Here is a 21585-nt window from a genome sequence, read left to right on the forward strand (position 1 = left end):
CGTGCGCCCGTACGACCTGGCGACCGGCCCACGGGGCCGCGGCCGGGTCCTCCGCCGGACGGACCCGGCTGGGTCAGCCGGGACGGCGCACGCCGCGCAGACGCTCCCTGATCAGCCCGCCCATGGCGCCCTTGAGCAGCGCGCCGACCTCGTCGGGAGCGTCGGTGCGGACCCAGCGGGCGGCCCGCGCGATGCGCGCGGGGGTGTTGTGGAAGAACCGGTCGGCCGGGTCTGCCAGACCAAGCGACGGAGGAAGGTAGTCCGCCTCCCGGATCGCGTCGAAGATGCGCTCGGCCGCCGACCCGGGCGTGCGCGTACCGGCCTCCACCTCCTCGCACAGCGTGCGGGTCAGCGGCCCGAGGGCGTTGAAGTGCGCGCTCCCGGGGAACGGCGATCCGGGGTGCCGGGTGTCCTCCAGGTCGCGGAAGACGGAGTCGTCGCCGCTCCTGCCGTAGGCGGCACACGCGTTCTCCACGGCGAGGGCGCCCAGCACGGTGCTCACCGTCCAGGTCCGTACGACGGCGTTGAAGAGCTCGAAGTCGCGGAAGGAGACGAAGGAGGCGTACGTCAGATCGTCGTGCGCGTCGAAGAGGGACTGCTGGAGATCCTCGACGTACTGGAACCGCGTGGTCGACCAGTCACCGTCATGTGCCGCGTCGATCAGGCGCCGGCCGAGCGCGTTGACGACCTCGAGGCTGTGCGCCAGCCCGCGCGAGTAGAGCGGGTCGACGAAGCCGGCGGCGTGGGACGCCAGGCAGTAGCGGTCGCCCACGACGCGCTTGGAGGAGTACTGGAGCCGCCCGGTCGACGTCCAGGGCCGGGCCGGCTCGGCGTGCGTGAACTGCCGTGCCACATCGGGGAACCGGGCCAGAAAGCCGTCGAACTCCTCCTGCGGCGACAGGTCGGAGGCGGGGTGCTTGCGCGGATCGAGGGTGAGGCCGACGCTGCATCGGCTGTTGGCGGAGCGCGGCTGGTTGTCGAAGGGGATGACCCACAGCCAGCCGCCGTCGAAGACATGGTGCAGGGTGCCCTGGTGCCATGGGCTCGGCTGGTCGTGCAGCCGCCCGGCCGGAGTCTCGTCGTACGGGGTCACACCTGTCATGTGGGTGAAGAGGGTGCGGGAGTGGTGCCGCGCCCGGGTCGGCTCCTCCCTCAGCTGCAACTCCCTCGACACCGGCGCCTGCGGTCCGCCCGCGTCGACCACGTACCGTGCGGACTCCTCCCCCTTCCCTGTGCGCAGGGTCACCCCGGTGTCGGCGTCGATCCGCAGCCCGTCCAGGCGTGCGTCGGGTCCGGTGCGCACCGTCGCCCCGTACCGGCGGGCGACACCCAGGAGATGGGCGTCGATGTCCTGCCGGTAGAGATGGGGCACGGGCGGGACGATCGAGGGGTTGACGACCTGATAGATCTCCCCCGGGTGCTGGGGCAGGTGCGCGCGGTGATGGACGAAGCCCATGTTGCGCAGCACGCCGCAGTTCGGCGAGATCTCGCGCTGAACCGCCCTGAGACTGCTGAGGTGTTCGACCTCGGGCACCCGGTAGCGTCGGGCGACCAGGCGGGCGAGCGCCGCGGTGTACGGCACCATCGACTCCCCCACCGCGAAGCGCGGCGCCGGCTCCCGCTCGAGCAGGAGCGTCCGCACCCCGCCCCGCGCGAGCACCGCCGCGAGCAGCGCCCCCGCGAACCCGCCGCCGATCACCGCCACGTCGTACACCGTGCGCGAATTCTCCTCGCCGGTCACGCCCACGTGCCCCACCACCACTCGGTGCCGAATTCTGGACGTGTTGAATTCTATAGGCGTTGAGTTACCGGGTAAAGACCCGTCGGCCGGTCAAGTGCCGGGCACCAATGGGTCGTTCAGCGGCGCCGACGGGATTCCGCGCAGCGGGACGGGAGGAGCTGCAACGCCCGAACGAGGAGACAGAGCGGCTCACCGGCCACAAGCCGAGGCTGATGCGGCCCCCGCAGGGGCGGACGAACGACACGCAGTACGCCTTCAGCGGCATGGCGCCCAACTCCCCCTGGGGGCGGCGTGCATTGCTCGCCCCATGAGGGAATGGCAGGCCGGTGGCACCCGACATCAGCCGGTTGCGTGAGAGTTCACCTCCCGTTCCACCGCCTTCGTATGCCTACGATCACCTCGTGGTCCGATTCCTGCTGGAACGCGTATCCCCGCATCCCGTCGCACAGAGCTGGCGGTGCCTCACCGACTGGCCCCGGCATGCGGACGTCGTACCGCTGACCCGGGTCACCGTGCGCACGCCGCCGCCGACCCGGGAGGGCACGGTGTTCGTGGCACGTTCGGGGCTGGGGCCCCTGGCGTTCGAGGATCCGATGGAGGTCGCCATCTGGCAGCCGCCGCGGGACGGGAGTCCGGGACTGTGCCGGCTGGTCAAGCACGGCACCTTCGTCACCGGTTGGGCCGAGATCGAGGCGCACCCGGCGGCCGACGGCGGCTCTCGGGTGGTCTGGCGGGAGGATCTGAGCGTGCGCTGGTTGCCCCGGGTCGCCGATCGGCCGCTGGAGTGGGCGGCGCGGTGGATGTTCGGGCGGGCGGTGGAGAGGCTGCTTCGGCGGGGGTGAGGGCACGCGGTCCGGCGCCTCGCCGGGGTCACTGCATGCGGCACGCGAAAGGGCCCGCCGTTGTGTGCGGCGGGCCCTTTTCGTCGTACAGCGCTCAGGCCACCGATCCGATCCGCCCGGCGGGTACCGACGTCGCGTCGTGGTGGATCGATGTGTGAGCACCGGTCAGTGAGACCCCGCTCCCTCCACGCCGGTTGGCCACGATCTCCGCGGCGATCGACAGCGCCGTCTCCTCGGGGGTACGGGCACCCAGGTCCAGGCCGATGGGAGAGCGCAGCCGGGCCAGCTCCAGCTCACTCACGCCGACTTCGCGCAGGCGCTCGTTGCGGTCCAGGTGGGTGCGGCGGGAGCCCATCGCGCCCACGTACGCCACCGGAAGCCGCAGCGCGAGCTGGAGGAGCGGAACGTCGAACTTGGCGTCGTGGGTCAGCACGCACAGGACCGTTCGGGCATCGACCTCCGTCGATTCCAGGTACGTGTGCGGCCACTGCACGACGATCTCGTCCGCGTCCGGGAAGCGGGCCTCCGTCGCGAAGACCGGGCGGGCGTCGCACACCGTGACGCGGTATCCCAGGAACTTGCCAATGCGGACCAGCGCCGACGCGAAGTCGATGGCGCCGAAGACGATCATGCGCGGGGGCGGGACCGAGGACTCGACCAGGACGGTGAGCGGTGCTCCGCAACGAGAGCCCTGCTCTCCTATCTCCAGGGTGCCGGTGCGGCCCGCGTCCAGGAAGGCGGTCGCCTCGCCGACGACCGTGCGGTCCAGTTCGGGGTGGGCGCCGAAGCCGCCCTCGTACGAGCCGTCGGGGCGTACGACGACGGCGCGGCCCATCAGCTCGGCGGGACCGCTCACGATGCGTGCGACCGCGGCCGCCTCCCCGCCCGCCGCGGCGGCCAGCGCGGTCGCGAGCACCGGCCGGGCGGGGTCGCCGCGGCGGACCGGTGTGACCAGGATGTCGATGACGCCGCCGCACGTCAGGCCGACGGCGAAGGCGTCCTCGTCGCTGTAGCCGAAGCGCTCCAGGGCCGTTTCGCCGTCCTCCAGAGCCTGTCTGCACAGTTCGTAGACCGCGCCCTCCACGCAACCGCCGGAGACCGAGCCGATCGCCGTGCCGTCGGAGTCGACGGCGAGTGCGGCGCCCGGCTGGCGGGGTGCGCTGCCACCGACGGCCACCACGGTGGCGACGGCGAAATCGCGTCCCTGCTCGACCCACCGGTGCAGCTCTTCGGCGATGTCCAGCATCTCTCGGTCTCCTTAACAGCGGTTGCGTGGAAGGCGGGCCCGGTTCGACCACCGGGCCCAAGGCGTCAGTGGACGCCCATCCAACTCTCGATCGGATTCAGGGCGAAGTAGACGAAGAAGATCGCCGTCAGGCCCCACATGAACGCCCCGATCTCCCGGGCCTTGCTCTGAGCGACCTTGATGGCGACGTAGCTGATGACTCCGGCCGCCACACCCGCGGTGATCGAGTATGTGAACGGCATGATCACGACCGTCAGGAAGACCGGGATCGCGGTGGCGCGGTCGGCCCAGTCCACATGGCGAGCGTTCATCATCATCATGGCGCCGATGACCACCAGCGCCGCCGCCGCGACCTCGCCGGGGACGATCGCCGTCAGCGGGGTGAAGAAGAGGCACGCCGCGAAGAACAGGCCGGTGACGACCGAGGAGAGGCCCGTGCGGGCACCCTCGCCGACACCGGTCGCCGATTCGACGAAGACGGTCTGACCGGACGCGCCGGCGACACCGCCGACCGCTCCGCCCGCACCGTCGATGAACAGCGCCTTCGACAGGCCCGGCATCCGGCCCTGCGCGTCGGCCAGCTTGGCCTCCGTGCCGACGCCGATGATGGTGGCCATCGCGTCGAAGAACCCGGCGAGCACGAGGGTGAAGACGATCATGCCGACCGTCATCGCGCCGACCTTGCCCCAGCCGCCGAACTCGACGTTTCCGAAGAGCGAGAAGTCCGGCATCGAGACGGCGCTGCCGTGCAGTTCGGGAGCGCCGCTGGCCCACTGCTTGGGGTCGATGACGCCGAGGCCGTTGAGGGTGACGGCCACGATCGTGCCGGAGATGATGCCGATCAGGATGGCGCCGGGGATGTTGCGCGCCTGGAGCATGAAGATCAGGAGCAGGGTCGCCGCGAAGAGCAGCACCGGCCAGCCGGCGAGTTCACCGGCCGGGCCGAGGGTGACCGGGGTCGCCTTGCCCGGGTGGACGAAGCCCGCCTTGACCAGGCCGATCAGCGCGATGAACAGGCCGATGCCCATGGTGATGGCGTGCTTCAGCGCCAGCGGGATCGCGTTCATGATCATCTCGCGGAGGCCGGTGACGACCAGGAGCATGATGACCGCGCCGTACATCACGCACATGCCCATGGCCTGCGGCCAGGTCATCTGCGGGGCGACCTGCGAGGAGAGCACACCGGAGACGGAGAGTCCCGCGGCGAGGGCGAGCGGCACCTTGCCGACGAAGCCCATGAGGAGCGTGGTGAAGGCCGCCGCGAACGCGGTCGCGGTGATCAGACCCTTCTGGCCGAGCGTGTCCCCCGCCGCGTCCTGGCCGGACAGGATCAGGGGGTTGAGCAGCAGGATGTACGCCATCGCCATGAAGGTGGTGACGCCGCCGCGCACCTCACGCGCGAGCGATGATCCTCTCTGGGATATGTGAAAGTACTGGTCGAGCCAAGACCGTCCGGCCGGGACACGGGTACCCGTGCCCGCGTCCTCCGCGGTGGTCTTCGGCTCCATTGACTGCTGGGTCATGTGGGCCTACTCCCAAGGTTCAAAGGGGCACCCGCCTCAACCGCCCTGACGGTTGAGCAACCACCTGGTGGCTGCGGGATTTGGGAAGGTGCTTCGGCCGCACGACCCGGGGGACGGCCCGAGACGAACGAAAGGGACTGGTGCTGGTGCTTCTGTCGTGCCAAGTTCCGCGAGCGGTGCGGTACTTGAGTACTCCGGGCGGCGCGGGAGTGTGTGACGTTCCGTGCGCCGCCCGGAGAGCCTTACGCGGTGCCCGTGAGGTGCTCGGGGCGTACCGGCGTGCGGTTGAGCTCCAGACCCGTCGCGTTCCGGATCGCCGCGAGGACGGCCGGGGTGGACGACAGGGTCGGGGCCTCGCCGATGCCACGGAGCCCGTACGGGGCGTGGTCGTCGGCGAGTTCGAGCACGTCGACGGGGATGGTCGGCGTGTCGAGGATGGTGGGGAGCAGGTAGTCCGTGAAGGACGGGTTCCTGACCTTCGCGGTCTTGGGATCGACGACGATCTCCTCCATCACCGCGATGCCCATGCCCTGGATGGTGCCACCCTGGATCTGGCCGATGACGGAGAGCGGATTGAGCGCCTTGCCGACGTCCTGGGCGCAGGCCAGTTCGATGACCTTGACCAGGCCGAGCTCGGTGTCCACCTCGACGACGGCGCGGTGCGCGGCGAAGGTGTACTGGACGTGACCGAAGCCCTGGCCGGTACGCAGGTCGAAGGCCTCCGTCGGACGGTGCCGCCACTCGGCCTCGACCTCGACGGCCTCGCCTTCGAGGACGTCGACCAGATCGGCGAGGACCTCGCCGCCGTCGGTGACGACCTTGCCGCCCTCCAGGAGGAGTTCGGCGGTGGCCCAAGCCGGGTGGTACGTACCGAACTTGCGGCGGCCGATCTCCAGGACCTTCTCGCGCACCAGCTCGCAGGAGTTCTTGACGGCGCCACCGGTGACGTACGTCTGACGCGACGCGGACGTCGAACCGGCGCTGCCCACCTGCGTGTCGGCCGGGTGGATCGTCACCTGGGTGACGCCCAGCTCGGTGCGGGCGATCTGCGCGTGGACGGTGACACCGCCCTGGCCGACCTCCGCCATCGCGGTGTGCACGGTCGCGACGGGCTCGCCGCCCACCACCTCCATGCGGACCTTGGCCGTCGAGTAGTCGTCGAAGCCCTCGGAGAAGCCGACGTTCTTGATGCCGACCGCGTAGCCCACACCGCGTACGACGCCTTCACCGTGCGTGGTGTTGGACAGGCCGCCCGGCAGCTGGCGTACGTCGGCCTGCTCGCCGGCCGCGAGCCACTGCTGCTCGGGCGGCAGCGGCATCGCCTTGACGCGGCGCAGCAGTTCGGCGACCGGGGCGGGCGAGTCGACGGGCTGGCCCGTCGGCATGACGGTCCCCTGCTCCATCGCGTTGAGCTGACGGAACGCGACCCGGTCCATGCCCACCTTGTCGGCGAGCTTGTCCATCTGCGCCTCGTACGCGAAGCACGCCTGGACCGCGCCGAAGCCGCGCATGGCACCGCAGGGCGGGTTGTTGGTGTAGAGGGCGACGGCCTCGATGTCGACGTCGTCGATCACGTACGGGCCCGCGCCCAGCGAGGAGGCGTTGCCGACGACCGCCGGGGAGGCCGACGCGTAGGCGCCGCCGTCCAGGACGATCCGCGCCTTCATGTGCGTGAGCTTGCCGTCCTTGGTCGCCCCGTGCTCGTAGGAGAGCTTCGCGGGGTGGCGGTGGACGTGTCCGAAGAAGGACTCGAAGCGGTTGTAGACGATCTTGACCGGCTTGCCGGTGCGCAGCGCGAGCAGGCAGGCGTGGATCTGCATCGACAGGTCCTCGCGGCCGCCGAACGCGCCGCCGACGCCGGAGAGCGTCATACGGATCTTGTCCTCGGGCAGGCCGAGGACCGGGGCGATCTGCTTGAGGTCGGAGTGCAGCCACTGGGTGGCGATGTAGAGCTCGACGCCGCCGTCCTCGGACGGCACGGCCAGGCCGGACTCCGGGCCGAGGAAGGCCTGGTCCTGCATGCCGAAGGCGTACTCGCCCTTGACGATGAAGTCGGCCTTCTTGGCGGCCTCTTCGACATTGCCGCGGATGATCGGCTGGCGGTGCACGATGTTCGGGTGCGGGACATGGCCGATGTGGTGGTCGTCGCGACCCTCGTGGATCAGGATCGCGTCGGGCGCGGTCGCGGACGCCTCGTCCGTGATGACCGGCAGCTCCTTGTACTCCACCTTGATCTTGGCGGCGGCGCGGCGCGCGGTCTCCGGGTGGTCGGCGGCGACGATGGCGACCGGCTCACCGTGGTGGCGGACCTTGCCGTGGGCGAGGACCGGGGTGTCCTGGATCTCCAGGCCGTAGTTCTTCACCTCGGTCGGCAGGTCGTCGTACGTCATGACGGCGTAGACACCCGGCTGCGCGAGGGCCTCGGAGGTGTCGATCGACACGATCTCGGCGTGGGCGACGGTGGAGCGCAGGATCTGGCCCCACAGCATGTCCTCGTGCCACATGTCGGACGAGTACGCGAACTCGCCGGTGACCTTGAGGGTGCCGTCCGGGCGGAGCGTCGACTCGCCGATACCGCCCTTGGACTTGGTGCCCTGGGTGATTTTGGTGGGCGTACCCGTGGTTCCCATGGTCAGACCGCCTCAGACTGACGTGCGGCCGCGAGGCGGACCGCGTCCATGATCTTCTCGTAGCCGGTGCAGCGGCAGAGGTTGCCCGAGAGCGCTTCGCGGATGTCCGCGTCGGTCGGGTTCGGGTTGTGCTCCAGCATCTCGTCGGCCGCGACCAGCAGACCCGGGGTGCAGAAGCCGCACTGGACGGCGCCGGCGTCGATGAACGCCTGCTGGATGGAGGAGAGTTCGGTGCCTTCACCGGTCTGCGAGTCCTGCGGCTTGGACTCCCACCGCTTGGCCTCGTCCAGCGTGGTGCCGGACTTCCCGGCCGTACCGCAGGCTCCCGTAGCGCAACCGCCGTGCTCGGCACGCTGCTTGGCGAAGTCCGCGAGGCCCTCGACCGTGACGACCTCGCGGCCCTCGACCTGACCGGCCGCGACCAGACACGAACACACCGGCAGCCCGTCGAGGCGGACCGTGCAGGAACCGCACTCGCCCTGCTCGCAGGCGTTCTTGGAACCAGGAAGGCCGAGGCGCTCGCGCAGGACGTACAGAAGGGACTCGCCCTCCCAGACGTCGTCGGCTTCCTGCTTGCGGCCGTTGACCGTGAAATTGACGCGCATTACGCGACTCCCTCCGTGCTGGCGGCGGTGCCGCGGTAGGACTCCCAGGCCCAGGTCAGGGTGCGGCGGGCCATGATGCCGACCGCGTGGCGGCGGTAGCTCGCCGTGCCCCGGACGTCGTCGATCGGGTTGCAGGCGGCGGAGCAGAGGTCCGCGAACTGCTTGGCGGCCGACGGGGTGATGATCTTTCCGTTGTCCCAGAAGCCGCCCTCTTCGAGCGCCGCGTTCAGGAACTCCTCGGCGGCCTTGGCACGGACGGGCGTGGGCGCGGCGGAACCGATGCCGGTGCGGACCGTCCGCGACGAGGGGTGCAGCGCCAGGCCGAAGGCGCAGACCGCGATGACCATGGCATTGCGGGTGCCGACCTTCGAGTACTGCTGCGGGCCGTCCGCCTTCTTGATGTGTACGGCCCTGATCAGCTCGTCGGGGGCGAGCGCGTTGCGCTTGACGCCGGTGTAGAACGCGTCGATCGGGATCAGCCGCGAGCCGCGTACGGACTCGACCTCGACCTCGGCGCCCGCCGCGAGGAGCGCGGGGTGGGCGTCACCGGCCGGGGAGGCGGTGCCGAGGTTGCCGCCCACGCCGCCGCGGTTGCGGATCTGCGGGGAGGCGACGGTGTGGGAGGCCAGGGCCAGCCCCGGGAGCTCCGCGCGCAGGTTCTCCATGATCTTGGTGTACGGAACGGAGGCGCCCAGGCGCACGCTCTCCTCGCCGGCCTCCCACTCGCTCAGCTCACCGATGCGGTTCAGATCCAGCAGGTACTCGGGCCGGCGGTGGTCGAAGTTGATCTCGACCATCACATCGGTGCCACCCGCAATCGGCACAGCCGTGGGGTGCTCAGCCTTGGCGGCGAGCGCCTCCTCCCAGCTGGCGGGGCGAAGGAAGTCCATGAGTGGCTCTCTTCATTCGTATCGTGGGGTCGTTCTGTTTGAGCCAGATCGTGTGCGGTCGGGCTGGCTCGTTCATGAGTTGTTCACGTGGATTGGGGCCAGTACACAGCGCGGTCCCGCCCCTGGGTCAGTCACTGAAACCATGAAGGAGTTGGCTGGCCAGGGAGCTCATCTTGTAGATTCGTATGAACGGAGGTCATCAGTAACCTCTCTGCTTCCCCCTGGAAACAGTGAGCCCAGCTCTCGAAAGCCCAGGACACAGGCCCAAGCGGGCCCAAGCGGGCCGAGGACGGCGGCCCGAGCGGGCCAAGGACCCTCACGCGGGGGCCTCACCACAGATCCATCGTAGATTTCGAGACAAAGATCGGCGGCGACGAGAATGCGGCTGCGCGCACTGCTGGACACCGACGCGCTGGGCCTGCGGCTGCTCGGCGGCGAGGACGAGCTGGACCGCACCGTGCGCGGTGTGATGACCACGGACCTCAAGGACCCCAGCCGCTACCTCTCGGGCGGCGAGCTGGTCCTCACGGGCCTCGCCTGGCGGCACGACGCCGCGGACTCCGAGCCCTTCGTCCGCATCCTCGCGAGCGCCGGGGTCGCGGCCCTGGCCGCCGGTGAGGCGGAACTCGGCGACATCCCGGACGACCTGGTGGTGGCCTGCGTCCGGAACCGGCTGCCGCTGTTCGCCGTGAACGAGTCGGTGGCGTTCGCGACGATCACCGAACACGTCGTACGGCAGGTGTCCGGCGAGCGGGCCGGGGACCTCGCGGCCGTGGTCGACCGGCACCGGCGGATGATGACCTCGGGCCCGGCGGGCGGCGGCCCGGACGTGGTCCTGGACCTGCTGGGCAGCGACCTGGACCTGAACGCCTGGGTGCTCTCCCCCACTGGACGGCCCGTCGCCGGCTCGAAGGTCGCGGGGGCCGCGCTGTCCGCGGACGTGTGCGCCAAGCTGGCCGCCGAGCACCTGGCGGCGGTACGCACCGGCCGCCGGGCGCCACACCGGGTCACGGTCGGCACGACGACGTACTCGCTCTTCCCGATCCGCTCGTCCGGGCGCTCCACGGGCGCCTCCCGGGATGTGCGCGAGACGGTGCTCTCCGACTGGCTGCTGGCCGTCGAGGCGGACGCCGGGGACTGGCCCGAGGGGCGGCTCGATCTGCTCCAGGGCGTCACCCAGCTGATCGCGGTGGAGCGTGACCGCCGGGACGCGGCGCGCACGGTGCGACGGCGGCTCGCGCAGGAGGTCCTGGAGCTGGTCCAGACGGGGGCCGCACCCGCCGAGATCGCGGCGCGCCTGCGGGTCGCGGCGCCGGTGCTGCTGCCGGGCCTGGGCGCCGCCCCGCACTGGCAGGTGGTGGTGGCGCGCGTCGAGTGGGACGGCGCCGAGATCGAGGGCGGCCCGGTGGCCCAGTCGCTCCTGGAGGAAATCCTCGTCGACCCGCTGTCCACCGGTCCGGAGCAATCCGACCGCATAGCCGTCGCCCATACGGGTGACGAGGCGATCGCCCTCGTACCGCTTCCCGCGGTGTCGTCGGAGCACGACGGCTCCGAGTCGGGGGTGCAGGCCGACGCGCTCCTGGAGGCCGTACGGGATCCGCTGTCGGCCGGTCTGAACGACGACGGCCGGGCCACGCTCGGCGTCAGCGCCGCCGTGCACTCGGCGGAGGGGCTGCGCGGCGCCCTGGAGGAGGCCCGGCACGCCCGCCGGGTCGCCGCGGCGCGCCCCGGCCGGGTGTGCGCGGCCGGCCACCAGGAGCTCGCCTCGCATGTGCTGCTGCTGCCCTTCGTGCCGGACGACGTCCGCCGCGCCTTCACCGCGCGGCTGCTGGACCCCCTCCGCGACTACGACCGCCGCCACCGCGCCGAGCTGATCCCCACCCTCGAGGCGTTCCTGGACTGCGACGGCTCCTGGACGCGCTGTGCCAGCCGTCTGCACCTGCATGTCAACACTCTGCGCTACCGGGTGGGCCGGATCGAGCAGTTGACGAGTCGTGATCTGTCCCGCCTGGAGGACAAGTTGGACTTCTTCCTGGCGCTGCGCATGAGCTGACTCCCGATGCCGCCGAGGAGCCGACGGACTCCCATGACTTTGTGAAATCCTTCACCCACCCCCTTGGCCGGGCCCTGCGATCCGTGCTGAGATGCCAGCACTCAACAGCTCAATGGTGTGCTCGGGGAGGGCAACGTGGCGCATACCGCCATGTCTGGTTACGGAACGACTGCAGGGGACGATCCACTCCAGACCGCGGTATGGCGGCTGCGCTCGCGCGCCTGCTGGGCCGACGCGGCCGCGCTGCTCGAGCCGCACACCGCGGCGGCGGCGCTGCAGAGAGCCTCGCTCCTCGTCGAGCGGTGCCTGTACACCGAACAGGGCTGGGCCGAGGCGGAGGACGCGCTGAGGACGGCGGAGGCGCTGGCGCAGAGCGACGACGAGCGGGGCGCTGCGGCCTGTGAGCGCGGGCAACTGGCGTACGCGGCGACGCTGCTCGGGGTGCGCGACCGGGCGGACGAGGCGCGGGCGGCGCTCGGCCGGGCCGCCGCGCTGCTCGCTCCCGGGGCGCCCGGGCGGGCCCTCCTCGACTTCCGTCGGGGGCTGCTGGCCGAGAACCTCGCGCGCTCCCCGCAGGCGGCCCGCGCCGCGTACCGGCGCGCTCACGCGGGCGCGGTCGCCCACGGGGACCCGCTGCTGCTCTCGTTCACCTGGCGGCACCTCGCCGGACTCGCCCTGCGGGACGGGGAGCTGGCGGAGGCGCGCCACGGGTTCACCGAATCCCTCCGGATCCGGGAGGAGTTGGGGTATCTCGTGGGTACGGCACCGGCGTTGGCGTCGCTGGCCGACGCGGAGACCGAGCCCGAGGCGTCTCGGCTGCGCGCCGAGGCGGGGCGGTTGTTCCGGTTGCTCGGGGGCGTACCCACCTGGCTGGCGCAGCAGTTGACTCCGCCCGCGGCGACAGCCTGACCTCCCGGCTCAGTTGCTCTGGACGTGCGCCAGCAGGCTGCGGGCGAACGTCTCGACGCTTGCGCGCAATGCGGGGTCGTGGGCCACGTAGACGACGACGGCCACGATCACCAGGAGAGTCAGGAAGCCGCGCAGGCCGCCGCCCCGGCTCCCGGTGTACGGCAGGGGACGGTGCGTGTGGGGCGCGCCGGTGTGGCGGGCGTGGGCCATGTCGTGCGTGTGGCGGTGCTGCCGTACATGGTTCTGATGGATCTGCTGGGCCTGCTGGGCGGCCTGCTGCGCCTGCTGCTGAGCCATGAAGGACGGGTCGGGCATCGGTCTCTCCCCCGGTTTGGGTCCGGCTCTCGCCGTGTATCCGGGGGCACGCGTGCGGGGCGGCCCGGGTTCCCGGCGGCGGGGGATGTTGCACGGACCGTACGGGTCCGCGACATGGGCGATCGGAAGCGCGCGTACCGGACGCTTCAGCACCCGCCGGCGAAGTGCTCCCGCGCCAGGGACTGCACCACCGTCAGGTCCTCGGCGATCAACGCGTCGAGAAGCGCGGTGTGTTCGGCGGCGTCGGCCAGGAGGTCGGCCCGGCCCCGGGAGACGGGACCGCCGACGAGGGGCCACTGGGCGCGGCGGTGCAGGTCGTCCGCGATCTGCACCAGCTGTCGGTTGCCCGCGAGAGCGAGGACAGCGCGGTGGAAGGCGCGGTCACACTCGGCGTAGGTCGCGCGGCAGCCCGAGGACGCGGCCCGCACCGTGGCCTCGGCGAGCGGGCGCAGCTCCGCCCAGCGCGCGGCGGGGACGGTGCGCGCGAGGCGCAGCATCACCGGGACTTCGATCAGCGCCCTGATCTCGGCGAGTTCGGCGAGCTCACGCGTGCCGCGCTGGACGACCCGGAAGCCCCGGTTGGGTACGACCTCGACGGCGCCCTCGAGCGCGAGCTGCTGCATCGCCTCCCGTACCGGCGTCGCGGACACCCCGAACCGCTCGCCGAGCGCGGGCGCCGAGTACACCTCTCCGGGGGCGAGCTCCCCGGCCACGAGCGCGGTGCGCAGGGCGTCGAGGATCTGCCCGCGCACGGAGGCCCGCTGTACGACGGGACGGGCGCCCTCGGCGCGGGTGCGCGGGATGGGCGGCTCACTGTGGGTGTGCTCGCCGCGCGCCCCGGCGCCGGCACCGGCGGCCGTGACGCCCCGCTCGCGGTCCACGTCCATGGCCCGCTGCCGTGCGGGCACCCGAACGGTCCCCGTACGCACCTCCGGGACCCCCGGGCCGGTGGAGACGTGCGCGCCCAGCGGGCCGGCCTGCTCCACGGGGTCCTCCTGCGGGCTTGGTCGTACTTGGGGGTCATTGGGGCGGTTGTCACCCGTCCGTCAAGCACCATAGGCGCACATGGCGTCAGTTCAAACATTCACCGCCTTGGGTAAGGTGAGCCTTACCTGCAAACGATCGTGAAGCGGTGGTTCTCGCATGTCCGCTCCCGCCCTGCCCCTAGACGCCTCGGCCGTCGCGGACGCGTACGCCCGGCTGACCGACGCCTTCCCCGGGCTGAGCGTCACGGAGCTACGGCACGGGGAAGAAGCCCCACGCGGCGACGGCTGGATGGCCGCCGCCCGGCTCGCGGAGGGCGGGGTCGACCTGGACGCGTTCCTCGCCTGGGACGAGGCGCAGGTGATCCGGGACTACGGACAGCGGGCGCGCCCGGACGTCGTGGCCGGATTCGGACTGCACCGGTACGCGTGGCCCGCCTGCCTGCTGATCACCGCCCCCTGGTTCCTTCGGCGCCGCGTGCCCCGCCTCCCTGTGGAACACGTCACATACCAGCGCGCCCTCGGCAGGATGGCCGTCCGCGTCACCACGTTCGCGTGCCTGCCCGGCGATCCGGCGGCCGGGCTGCCGGGCGCCCGGGTGGTCCCGGACGAGGAAGCGCTGCGGGCCGAGGTACGGGCCGCCGTGGCCGAACACCTGGAGCCCGTCCTCGGCGGCTTCGGCCCCCGCATGCGGCGGCGCGGCCGGGCCCTGTGGGGCATGGCGACCGACGAGATCGTCGAGGGCCTCTGGTACGTCGCCCACCTGCTCGGCGAGGAGCGGCGCGCGATGCGCGAGCTGGAGCTGCTGCTGCCGGGGGCGACCCAGCCGTACACCGGCTCCGCCGCGTTCCGTGAGCTGACCGGCCCGGACGGGGAGTCACTGTCCACCCGCGACCGGGTGAGCTGCTGCCTCTTCTACACCCTGCGCCCCGAGGACACCTGCGCCACCTGCCCGCGCACCTGTGACGCGGACCGTGTGACGAAGTTGGCGGCGGCCGCCGCCAGTTGAGGCACCCCGGCGGGGACCCGGCTCACCCGTGACCTAAGATCAACTCTCCCAGGACTCCCCACGGAGCCCGGGAGCCCCTCACGGAGCCTCCTGGCGGATTACCGGCGATTCACAACTTCCTCACTTGTCGCAGGAACTTTCCGTGGAACCATCCGTACGGGTAATCTTATTCGCACTCAACTCCCGTCCCTCGCGCGGCAGTTCGAGCAGAATGTCGCCCTGCGCATCCCCTTGCACTCCCTTGGCGGCCTCTTGCCCCGAAACCCCCTGAGGGCCGACGGGATTGGGCCACTATGGCGGGCGTTACGCCCTATCCCAATGCAAGGGACCCCAGATGAGACTGACCGACATATCGCTGAACTGGCTGCTTCCGGGCGCCGTTTTGCTCCTGGGACTGCTGGCGGCGGTGGCGGTGCTCGCGCGCGGCAAGCGGTCCGGGGAAAGCGCGAGCAGCGACGACTCGTGGGAGCGCAGCGAAGAACGCCGCAGGCGCAAGGAGGCTCTCTACGGCACCGCCTCCTATGTGCTGCTGTTCTGCTGCGCCGCGGTCGCCGCGGCTCTTTCCTTCCACGGCCTGGTCGGCTTCGGCGAGCAGAACCTCGGCCTCTCCGACGGCTGGGAGTACCTCGTCCCGTTCGGCCTGGACGGCGCGGCCATGTTCTGCTCCGTGCTCGCGGTGCGCGAGGCCAGCCACGGTGACGCGGCGCTCGGCTCCCGGATACTCGTATGGACGTTCGCGAGTGCGGCGGCCTGGTTCAACTGGGTGCACGCGCCGCGGGGCATCGACCACGCGGGCGCTCCGCAGTTCTTCGCCGGCATGTCGATGTCGGCCGCCGTGCTGTTCGACCGCGCGCTGAAGCAGACCCGCCGTGCCGCGCTGCGTGAGCAGGGCCTGGTCCCGCGTCCGCTCCCGCAGATCCGCATCGTCCGCTGGCTGCGCGCGCCCCGTGAGACGTACAGCGCCTGGTCTCTGATGCTCCTTGAGAACGTCCGTACCCTCGACGAGGCCGTCGACGAGGTGCGCGAGGACCGCCGCCAGAAGGAGCAGAACCGAATGCGCCGCCGGAACGAGGAGCGGGTCAACCGGGCCCACCTCAAGGCGCTCAGCCGCGGCCACCGCGGACTGGCCGGCCGTGGCACCGGACGGGAGCTGGAGACGGCGACCGTGGAGCGGGCGCCCGCCCAGGCCTCAGCGGAGCCTGCCATATCGACCGCGGAGCAACTGCCCGTACGCTCACGGCCCTCCCTTACTCCCGTCCGCAAGAGCACTGAGCCGATCACCGTCGACCTCACCGCGGAGGACGACACGATGGCCCTGCCGCGCCTCGACTCCCTGGAGCGCAAGCTCAAGGACCTCGAGCAGCAGTTCGGCTGACCCCATGGACGGGGCTCGGGTCTGATCAGGCCCGGACGGTCCGGCCGCGCACCGGCCGGACCCGGACAGAAACAACGGCGGCGTGGTGTCTACACCACGCCGCCGTCCAGTTCGAACCACACCGCCTTGCCCACGCCATGCGTCCGTACGCCCCACGCGTCCGCCAGGGACTGCACGAGAACGAGGCCTCTGCCGTGCGTACCGTCGTCGGCGGCCGGTACCCGCAGTCTGGGCCTGCGTGCCACGAAGTCCCGTACCTCCACGCGGAGTCCACGGGGTCCCACGGTGGCCGTCAGGACCGCGTCGTTGTCAGTGTGAATCAGTGCGTTGGTGACGAGCTCGCTGGTCAGCAGCTCGGCTATCTCGGACCTTCCCGGCTTCCCCCAGTGCCGTAACAGCTCCCGCAGCGCCTTTCTGGCCTCGGGCACCGCCCGCAGATCCGCCCTGCCCAGCCTGCGCCTGAGCTGCGCGCCGTCCGGCTGGTCCGTCACCTCGTCGGTCGCTTCCTCCACTGCCCTGGCGGAGGAGGCCCCCGTGGTCATGGGCCCACCTCCTCTTGCCTGCCTCTTCATGACCCCCGCCTGCGTGCCGATGTCGGTTCCCCTCCTGCTCGAACACGTTCACGGGGATCCATGCCCCGTGGGGAACGTGACAGTCATGTCGAATGGTCAACCACCCGTCGGACCCACGCGGGTGCGCGGCGTTCTCGCGGGGAGGTGACACGGTGGACAGAGCCGTCCGAGCGTCGATGAGCCGCCGTGCACGACGACCGTTCGCTGGTGGAGGGGCGCCTGGAGCGCGCGCTGCGGCAGTTCCTGTGCCCCGCGCAGTACGCGGACCGGGTGCCGCTGGTGCTGTCCGCGTGGCACGTGCCCGGCGAGCCGGTGCCGTTGGACCAGGCGCTGCAGGCCGCGTACGAGCCCTTCACCACCGGAGCACTCTGGGGAAAGCCCTGGTCGACGAGTTGGTTCCGGATCGTGGGCCGGGTGCCGGGGAGTGGACCGGCCGCCTGGTGGAGGTGGCGTCGACCCCGGCTTCACGGGTGACGGGCCCGGTTTCCAGGCGGAGGGGCTCCTCTACGACGCCGGCGGCGTCCCCCTCAGGGGCGTTCACCCGCACGACCGGCATCTGACCGTCGGGGCGCCCGCGAGGGGAGGCGAGGCCGTCCATCTGCTGCTGGAGGCGGCGGCCGACCCGGCCGTCCCGCACGGCTTCGAGCCCACGTCTCCCGGGGACGTGCTGACCGCCGGCGATCGGCCGATCTACTGATTCGCCGCTGTCGATCTCGCCGTACTCGACGAGGACGTGTGGCGGCTCTTCCTGGACATCGAGGTGCTGTCGGAGCTGATCCACGAGCTGGACGCGGACCGGTCGCGGCGGCACGAGATCCTGCGCGCCCACCGTCGATGTGGACGTCGAGCGGCCCATCGCCCGCTCGGTCCCGGGCAGTGACACCGGCAGGGCTGTTCCGGCGATGCGCATGCCCTACCGGGTGTCCGCCAAGGATCCGCAAGTGCTGCTGGTCGACGCCTGGACCGAGGACTACGACTGCCGCTGGTAGCTGGAACTCGACTGGTCCTCAGGGGGACGCACAGGCACCGTACGCATCGACGACCACGGACGCCCGTTCCGCACCAGCGGCACCAAGGGCCTGCCCCACTGCGGGTACGCCGGACGCCGCTGGGTCCCTCTCACCCACTAGGGTCTGTCCGGCGGACAGGCCCTAAGGCCGCGGCACGTTGCGCAGGTTGGAGCGGGCCATCTGCACCATGCGGCCCACGCCCCCGTCGAGCACCATCTTCGACGCCGAGAGCGCGAAGCCCGTCACCATCTCCGCGCTGATCTTCGGCGGGATGGACAGGGCGTTGGGGTCGGTGACGATGTCGACGAGGGCCGGGCCCTTGTGCTTGAAGGCGTCCTTGAGGGCGCCGGGGAGATCCTTGGGCTTCTCGACCCGGACGCCGTGCGCCCCGCAGGCGCGGGCCACCGCCGCGAAGTCGGGGTTCTTGTTCGTGGTGCCGTAGGAGGGCAGCCCCGCGACCAGCATCTCCAACTCGACCATGCTCAAGGAGGAGTTGTTGAAGAGGACCACCTTCACCGGCAGGTCGTACTGGACGAGGGTGAGGAAGTCACCCATCAGCATGGCGAATCCACCGTCCCCGGACATCGACACGACCTGCCTCTTGCGGTCGGTGAACTGGGCACCGATCGCCATCGGCAGCGCGTTGGCCATCGAGCCGTGCGAGAAGGAGCCGATGACGCGGCGGCGGCCGTTGGGCGAGATGTAGCGGGCCGCCCAGACGTTGCACATACCGGTGTCGACCGTGAACACCGCGTCGTCGTCCGCGAGTTCGTCGAGGACGGAGGCGACGTACTCGGGGTGGATCGGGACGTGCTTGTCGACCTTCCTCGTGTACGCCTTGATAACGCCCTCGAGCGCGTCGGCGTGCTTTTTCAGCATCTTGTCGAGGAAGCGCCGGTTCTCCTTGGCCTTCACGCGCGGGATCAGACAGTTCAGGGTCTCCTTCACATCGCCCCAGACCGCCAGGTCCAGCTTCGAACGACGGCCCAAGTGCTCGGGCCGGACGTCGACTTGGGCGATCTTGACGTCGTCGGGGAGGAAGGCGTTGTACGGGAAGTCGGTGCCGAGCAGGATGAGCAGATCGCACTCGTGGGTTGCCTCGTAGGCGGCGCCGTAGCCGAGGAGCCCGCTCATGCCGACGTCGAATTTGTTGTCGTACTGAATCCATTCCTTTCCACGCAAGGCGTGCCCCACCGGGGACTTGATCTTCTCGGCGAACTCCATGACCTCGGCGTGCGCGCCCGCCGTGCCGCTGCCGCAGAAGAGGGTGACCTTGTCGGCCTCGTCGATCAGCGCGACAAGCCGGTCGATCTCGGCGTCGCCGGGGCGGACGGTGGGCCGGGCGGTGACGAGGGCGGTCTCGACGGCCTTGTCCGGGGCGGGCTCGGAGGCGATGTCGCCGGGGAGGGAGACCACGCTGACGCCGGACTGGCCCACTGCATGCTGGATCGCGGTCTGCAGCAGCCTCGGCATCTGCTTCGGGCTGGAGATCAGCTCGCTGTAGTGACTGCACTCACGGAAGAGCTGGTCGGGGTGGGTCTCCTGGAAGTAGCCGAGGCCGATCTCGCTGGAGGGGATCTGCGAGGCGAGGGCGAGGACCGGGGCCATGGAGCGGTGGGCGTCGTACAGGCCGTTGATGAGGTGCAGGTTGCCGGGGCCGCAGGAGCCGGCGCAGGCGGTGAGCTTGCCGGTGATCTGGGCCTCGGCGCCCGCGGCGAAGGCGGCGGTCTCCTCATGGCGGACGTGGATCCAGTCGATGGCGGAGTTGCGCCGGATCGCGTCCACGACCGGGTTGAGGCTGTCGCCGACAACTCCGTACAGGCGCTTGACGCCCGCGCGGACGAGGATGTCGACAAATTGTTCGGCGACGTTCTGCTTGGCCATGCTTCACGCACCTCTTCACAATCCTTGGATCCGTTGGGTCCATGAATTCACAGGGTGCGCGGTTACGCCTCCCAAACGGCGGCGGCCGTCCGGTCGTCGGCGTACCCCTTGACCCGTACCAGGGTGTCCGCGAGGAATGCGGCGAGACCGGGCGGTTCGCCCGCCGACCACCGCGTTGTCAGGTGCTCGGCGAGTTCCGGTTCGCCGCGCAGCGGCTCGGCGAGGCCACCGGTGCACAGCAGGAGCGTGTCACCCGGGCGGGCGACGGACGCGCGGAAACGGAAGGGGTCGCGGGGCGGTCGGGGGGCCGGTTCGTACGGGCTCGGGGGCGTCGTGATGCCCAGGTCCATGGTGAGCCGGTCGCCCTCGGGGGTCTCGTGGGGCAGCGACCCGAAGCCGACCACGGCCTCGCCGGTGGCCTCCGCGACCCGGGGCTCGATGTCCTGCCACTCGCCGTCCCGCAGCCGGAACAGTCCGCCGGCGCCGACACCGAAGAAGACCCGCGTACGGCACTCCGGGTCGGCGGGCAGCAGCAGACAGCGCAGGCTCGCGGTGTACTCCTCGGGTTCGATGGCCTGCTCGGCCGCGCTCGCCCGCAGCTTGCCGAGGCTGCGGTCGGTGAGCCGGTGCAGCCCCGACTTCAGGTCGCCGCGCCGGGCGGCCCGGATGTCCTCGGCCAGCCGAGCGTGGCTGCGGCCCACGGCCCGCCCGATCCACTGGCACGCCTCGGCCGCCGCCCGGTGCGCGCCCGGCGTGGCCCGGGCCCCGGTCGCCATCGCCACCAGCACCAATGCCTGCTCCCCCGCCCCGAACCGGGCGGTGAGCAGCGAGTCCCGGCGCGGCTCGCCCCGGTAGCGCGCGGAGTCCCCGCGCACGGACACGGCCCGCAGAGTGCTGGTTCCGCAGCGGGCGCCGTCCAGCACGGTGTCGGCGACCAGGTCGTCGAGGTCGTCCGGGTCGGCGGGCGGCAGCGCGGTGGGTTCGGCGTCGTACGTGGGCGGTCCGGATCCGACGTAGTCGACGCGGGGCGGCTGATCGGGGACGGAGAGGGCGGTTTGCTGGGAAGGTGCGTCCTGCGCGGCCGGGGCTGCGGGGGGTTCCGCGTCCGTACGACCGCTGCTGGGCTCCCTGACGGGGAACCCCGGCGGTGTCGGCCCGGGCGGGAAGGCCGCGGGGGCCGGCGCTTCGGCGGGCGGGGGCTCCCAGGGGGCGGGCTGCCGGGTGAGCCCACTGCTCTGAAGCGAACCGAGTTCGAAACCCGCCCCGGGAGGGGCATCACGCGCCGACCGACCGGCATCGGAACCCGCCCCGGAAGCGGCATCACGCTCCCACCGGCCGACATCGGAACCCGCCCCGGAAGGGACATCACCCTCCCACCGGCCGACATCGGAACCCGCCCCGGAAGCGGCATCACCCTCCCACCGGCCGGGGTGCGGCGCGCGCGGCGTCGCGCCGGGCCACTCCCCGGAGCCGCCACCACGCTGCTCCGGGACGGCGGAGGGCGGCCCCGGTACGGCGGAGGGCGGGCCCGGTACGGCGGAGGGCGGCCCCGGTACGGCGGAAGGCGGGCCCGGTACGGCGGAAGGCGGCCCCGGTATGCCGGAGCGCTGCTCCGGGACGGCGGACGGCTGCCCGGGTACGGCGGGCGGCTGCGGTACGGCGGAGGCCTGCTCCGCCATTCCGACCGTCCCCGCGGCCGACGCGAACCGGTCGTCCAGGGAATCAGCCGCGGCCGCAGGCCCCGTGTCCTCGGTGGAGTCGTCGTACAACTGCCTCCACCAGTCGTCCTCATGACCGGTGGGCTTCTCCCCCTGCTCACTCATGCCCCTAATTGTCCACCGCGGGAGCCGGATGAAAACGGGGCATCCGGAAAAACGGCCAAGGGAAGGGCACTCGAACGGCGTGTCGGAAGAAGCGTCGAACGACGGTACGAGCGCGATGTTCTGGGCGACGGTCATGTGCGGGAAGAGCCCGGAGGACTGGATCGCGTAGCCGACC

General features: G+C 71.2%; 16 protein-coding genes and 3 pseudogenes. 8 read left to right on the top strand and 11 right to left on the bottom strand.

Features of this window, described 5'->3' with window-relative positions; all coding sequences use genetic code 11:
- Positions 1 to 73 precede the first annotated feature (73 nt).
- On the bottom strand, positions 74 to 1747 hold the full coding sequence (locus AB0D27_RS15345) for a tryptophan 7-halogenase (protein WP_362507621.1): 1674 nt from the start codon (positions 1745 to 1747) through the stop codon (positions 74 to 76).
- Between the two features lie 143 nt (positions 1748 to 1890).
- Between AB0D27_RS15345 and AB0D27_RS15350 the strand changes: the two are divergent.
- Both AB0D27_RS15350 and AB0D27_RS15355 read left to right on the top strand, forming a co-directional pair.
- Positions 1891 to 1992: pseudogene (locus AB0D27_RS15350) on the top strand (polysaccharide deacetylase family protein); the annotation flags it as partial.
- Between the two features lie 150 nt (positions 1993 to 2142).
- Positions 2143 to 2583: an SRPBCC family protein gene (locus AB0D27_RS15355; protein WP_362507624.1), complete on the top strand. Its 441-nt coding sequence runs from the start codon at positions 2143 to 2145 to the stop codon at positions 2581 to 2583.
- A gap of 94 nt (positions 2584 to 2677) precedes the next feature.
- Here the strand turns inward: AB0D27_RS15355 and AB0D27_RS15360 are convergent, their stop codons facing one another.
- The 5 genes from AB0D27_RS15360 to AB0D27_RS15380 form a co-directional block, all read right to left on the bottom strand.
- A complete protein-coding gene (locus AB0D27_RS15360) occupies positions 2678 to 3829 on the bottom strand; it encodes an XdhC/CoxI family protein (RefSeq protein WP_362507627.1) in 1152 nt (383 codons plus the stop codon).
- Positions 3830 to 3894: 65 nt separating this feature from the next.
- Positions 3895 to 5352: an NCS2 family permease gene (locus AB0D27_RS15365; protein WP_362507630.1), complete on the bottom strand. Its 1458-nt coding sequence runs from the start codon at positions 5350 to 5352 to the stop codon at positions 3895 to 3897.
- A 242-nt stretch (positions 5353 to 5594) separates the two neighbouring features.
- Positions 5595 to 7982 carry a molybdopterin cofactor-binding domain-containing protein gene (locus AB0D27_RS15370; RefSeq protein WP_362507633.1) on the bottom strand — a complete coding sequence of 796 codons (2388 nt, stop codon included), beginning with the start codon at positions 7980 to 7982 and terminating at the stop codon, positions 5595 to 5597.
- 2 nt (positions 7983 to 7984) lie between these two features.
- Complete coding sequence (locus AB0D27_RS15375; RefSeq protein ID WP_362507636.1) at positions 7985 to 8587, bottom strand: (2Fe-2S)-binding protein; 603 nt, start codon at positions 8585 to 8587, stop codon at positions 7985 to 7987.
- On the bottom strand, positions 8587 to 9477 hold the full coding sequence (locus tag AB0D27_RS15380; RefSeq protein WP_362507639.1) for a xanthine dehydrogenase family protein subunit M: 891 nt from the start codon (positions 9475 to 9477) through the stop codon (positions 8587 to 8589). The genes AB0D27_RS15375 and AB0D27_RS15380 overlap by 1 nt, the downstream gene beginning before the upstream one ends.
- Positions 9478 to 9856: 379 nt before the next feature.
- Here AB0D27_RS15380 and AB0D27_RS15385 point away from each other — a divergent pair, with 379 nt between their 5' ends.
- Together AB0D27_RS15385 and AB0D27_RS15390 are read left to right on the top strand one after the other, a co-directional pair.
- On the top strand, positions 9857 to 11530 hold the full coding sequence (locus AB0D27_RS15385; RefSeq protein ID WP_362507642.1) for a PucR family transcriptional regulator ligand-binding domain-containing protein: 1674 nt from the start codon (positions 9857 to 9859) through the stop codon (positions 11528 to 11530).
- A 135-nt stretch (positions 11531 to 11665) separates the two neighbouring features.
- A complete protein-coding gene (locus AB0D27_RS15390; protein ID WP_362507645.1) occupies positions 11666 to 12439 on the top strand; it encodes a hypothetical protein in 774 nt (257 codons plus the stop codon).
- 9 nt (positions 12440 to 12448) lie between these two features.
- On the opposite strand, the gene AB0D27_RS15395 is transcribed toward AB0D27_RS15390, so the two are convergent.
- Both AB0D27_RS15395 and AB0D27_RS15400 read right to left on the bottom strand, forming a co-directional pair.
- Positions 12449 to 12754, bottom strand: a complete 306-nt coding sequence (locus AB0D27_RS15395) for a hypothetical protein (RefSeq protein WP_362507648.1) — start codon at positions 12752 to 12754, stop codon at positions 12449 to 12451.
- 146 nt (positions 12755 to 12900) lie between these two features.
- Positions 12901 to 13740 (bottom strand): GntR family transcriptional regulator, encoded by an 840-nt coding sequence (locus tag AB0D27_RS15400; RefSeq protein ID WP_362507651.1) that lies wholly within the window; start codon positions 13738 to 13740, stop codon positions 12901 to 12903.
- A gap of 157 nt (positions 13741 to 13897) precedes the next feature.
- Between AB0D27_RS15400 and AB0D27_RS15405 the strand changes: the two genes are divergently transcribed.
- Entirely contained in the window at positions 13898 to 14746 is an 849-nt protein-coding gene (locus tag AB0D27_RS15405) for a (2Fe-2S)-binding protein (protein WP_362507654.1), read from the top strand.
- A gap of 334 nt (positions 14747 to 15080) precedes the next feature.
- Positions 15081 to 16121 (top strand): DUF2637 domain-containing protein, encoded by a 1041-nt coding sequence (locus AB0D27_RS15410; protein WP_362507657.1) that lies wholly within the window; start codon positions 15081 to 15083, stop codon positions 16119 to 16121.
- Positions 16122 to 16210: 89 nt separating this feature from the next.
- On the opposite strand, the gene AB0D27_RS15415 is transcribed toward AB0D27_RS15410, so the two are convergent.
- On the bottom strand, positions 16211 to 16663 hold the full coding sequence (locus AB0D27_RS15415; protein ID WP_362507660.1) for an ATP-binding protein: 453 nt from the start codon (positions 16661 to 16663) through the stop codon (positions 16211 to 16213).
- Positions 16664 to 16879: 216 nt separating this feature from the next.
- Between AB0D27_RS15415 and AB0D27_RS15420 the strand changes: the two are divergent.
- Both AB0D27_RS15420 and AB0D27_RS15425 read left to right on the top strand, forming a co-directional pair.
- Positions 16880 to 17519 (top strand): annotated as a pseudogene (locus tag AB0D27_RS15420) (alpha-mannosidase); the annotation flags it as partial.
- A gap of 4 nt (positions 17520 to 17523) precedes the next feature.
- Positions 17524 to 17823 (top strand): annotated as a pseudogene (locus AB0D27_RS15425) (transcriptional regulator); the annotation flags it as partial.
- A gap of 21 nt (positions 17824 to 17844) precedes the next feature.
- On the opposite strand, the gene AB0D27_RS15430 reads toward AB0D27_RS15425, so the two are convergent.
- Both AB0D27_RS15430 and AB0D27_RS15435 read right to left on the bottom strand, forming a co-directional pair.
- Complete coding sequence (locus AB0D27_RS15430) at positions 17845 to 19587, bottom strand: pyruvate dehydrogenase (protein WP_362507663.1); 1743 nt, start codon at positions 19585 to 19587, stop codon at positions 17845 to 17847.
- A gap of 62 nt (positions 19588 to 19649) precedes the next feature.
- Positions 19650 to 21410, bottom strand: coding sequence for a protein phosphatase 2C domain-containing protein (locus tag AB0D27_RS15435; RefSeq protein ID WP_362507666.1), 1761 nt, complete (start codon positions 21408 to 21410; stop codon positions 19650 to 19652).
- Positions 21411 to 21585 lie beyond the last annotated feature (175 nt).

Source organism: Streptomyces sp. NPDC048415 (assembly GCF_040651675.1).
Taxonomy (GTDB): Bacteria; Actinomycetota; Actinomycetes; order Streptomycetales; family Streptomycetaceae; genus Streptomyces.

Bases quoted from the DNA above. Each gene is read 5' to 3' on its own strand.
- AB0D27_RS15435 (WP_362507666.1), bottom strand. From the start codon at position 21,410: ATGAGTGAGCAGGGGGAGAAGCCCACCGGTCATGAGGACGACTGGTGG.
- AB0D27_RS15385 (WP_362507642.1), top strand. From the start codon at position 9,857: ATGCGGCTGCGCGCACTGCTGGACACCGACGCGCTGGGCCTGCGGCTG.
- AB0D27_RS15380 (WP_362507639.1), bottom strand. From the start codon at position 9,477: ATGGACTTCCTTCGCCCCGCCAGCTGGGAGGAGGCGCTCGCCGCCAAG.
- AB0D27_RS15365 (WP_362507630.1), bottom strand. From the start codon at position 5,352: ATGACCCAGCAGTCAATGGAGCCGAAGACCACCGCGGAGGACGCGGGC.
- AB0D27_RS15360 (WP_362507627.1), bottom strand. From the start codon at position 3,829: ATGCTGGACATCGCCGAAGAGCTGCACCGGTGGGTCGAGCAGGGACGC.
- AB0D27_RS15410 (WP_362507657.1), top strand. From the start codon at position 15,081: ATGAGACTGACCGACATATCGCTGAACTGGCTGCTTCCGGGCGCCGTT.
- AB0D27_RS15405 (WP_362507654.1), top strand. From the start codon at position 13,898: ATGTCCGCTCCCGCCCTGCCCCTAGACGCCTCGGCCGTCGCGGACGCG.
- AB0D27_RS15395 (WP_362507648.1), bottom strand. From the start codon at position 12,754: ATGCCCGACCCGTCCTTCATGGCTCAGCAGCAGGCGCAGCAGGCCGCC.
- AB0D27_RS15415 (WP_362507660.1), bottom strand. From the start codon at position 16,663: ATGACCACGGGGGCCTCCTCCGCCAGGGCAGTGGAGGAAGCGACCGAC.
- AB0D27_RS15375 (WP_362507636.1), bottom strand. From the start codon at position 8,587: ATGCGCGTCAATTTCACGGTCAACGGCCGCAAGCAGGAAGCCGACGAC.
- AB0D27_RS15430 (WP_362507663.1), bottom strand. From the start codon at position 19,587: ATGGCCAAGCAGAACGTCGCCGAACAATTTGTCGACATCCTCGTCCGC.
- AB0D27_RS15370 (WP_362507633.1), bottom strand. From the start codon at position 7,982: ATGGGAACCACGGGTACGCCCACCAAAATCACCCAGGGCACCAAGTCC.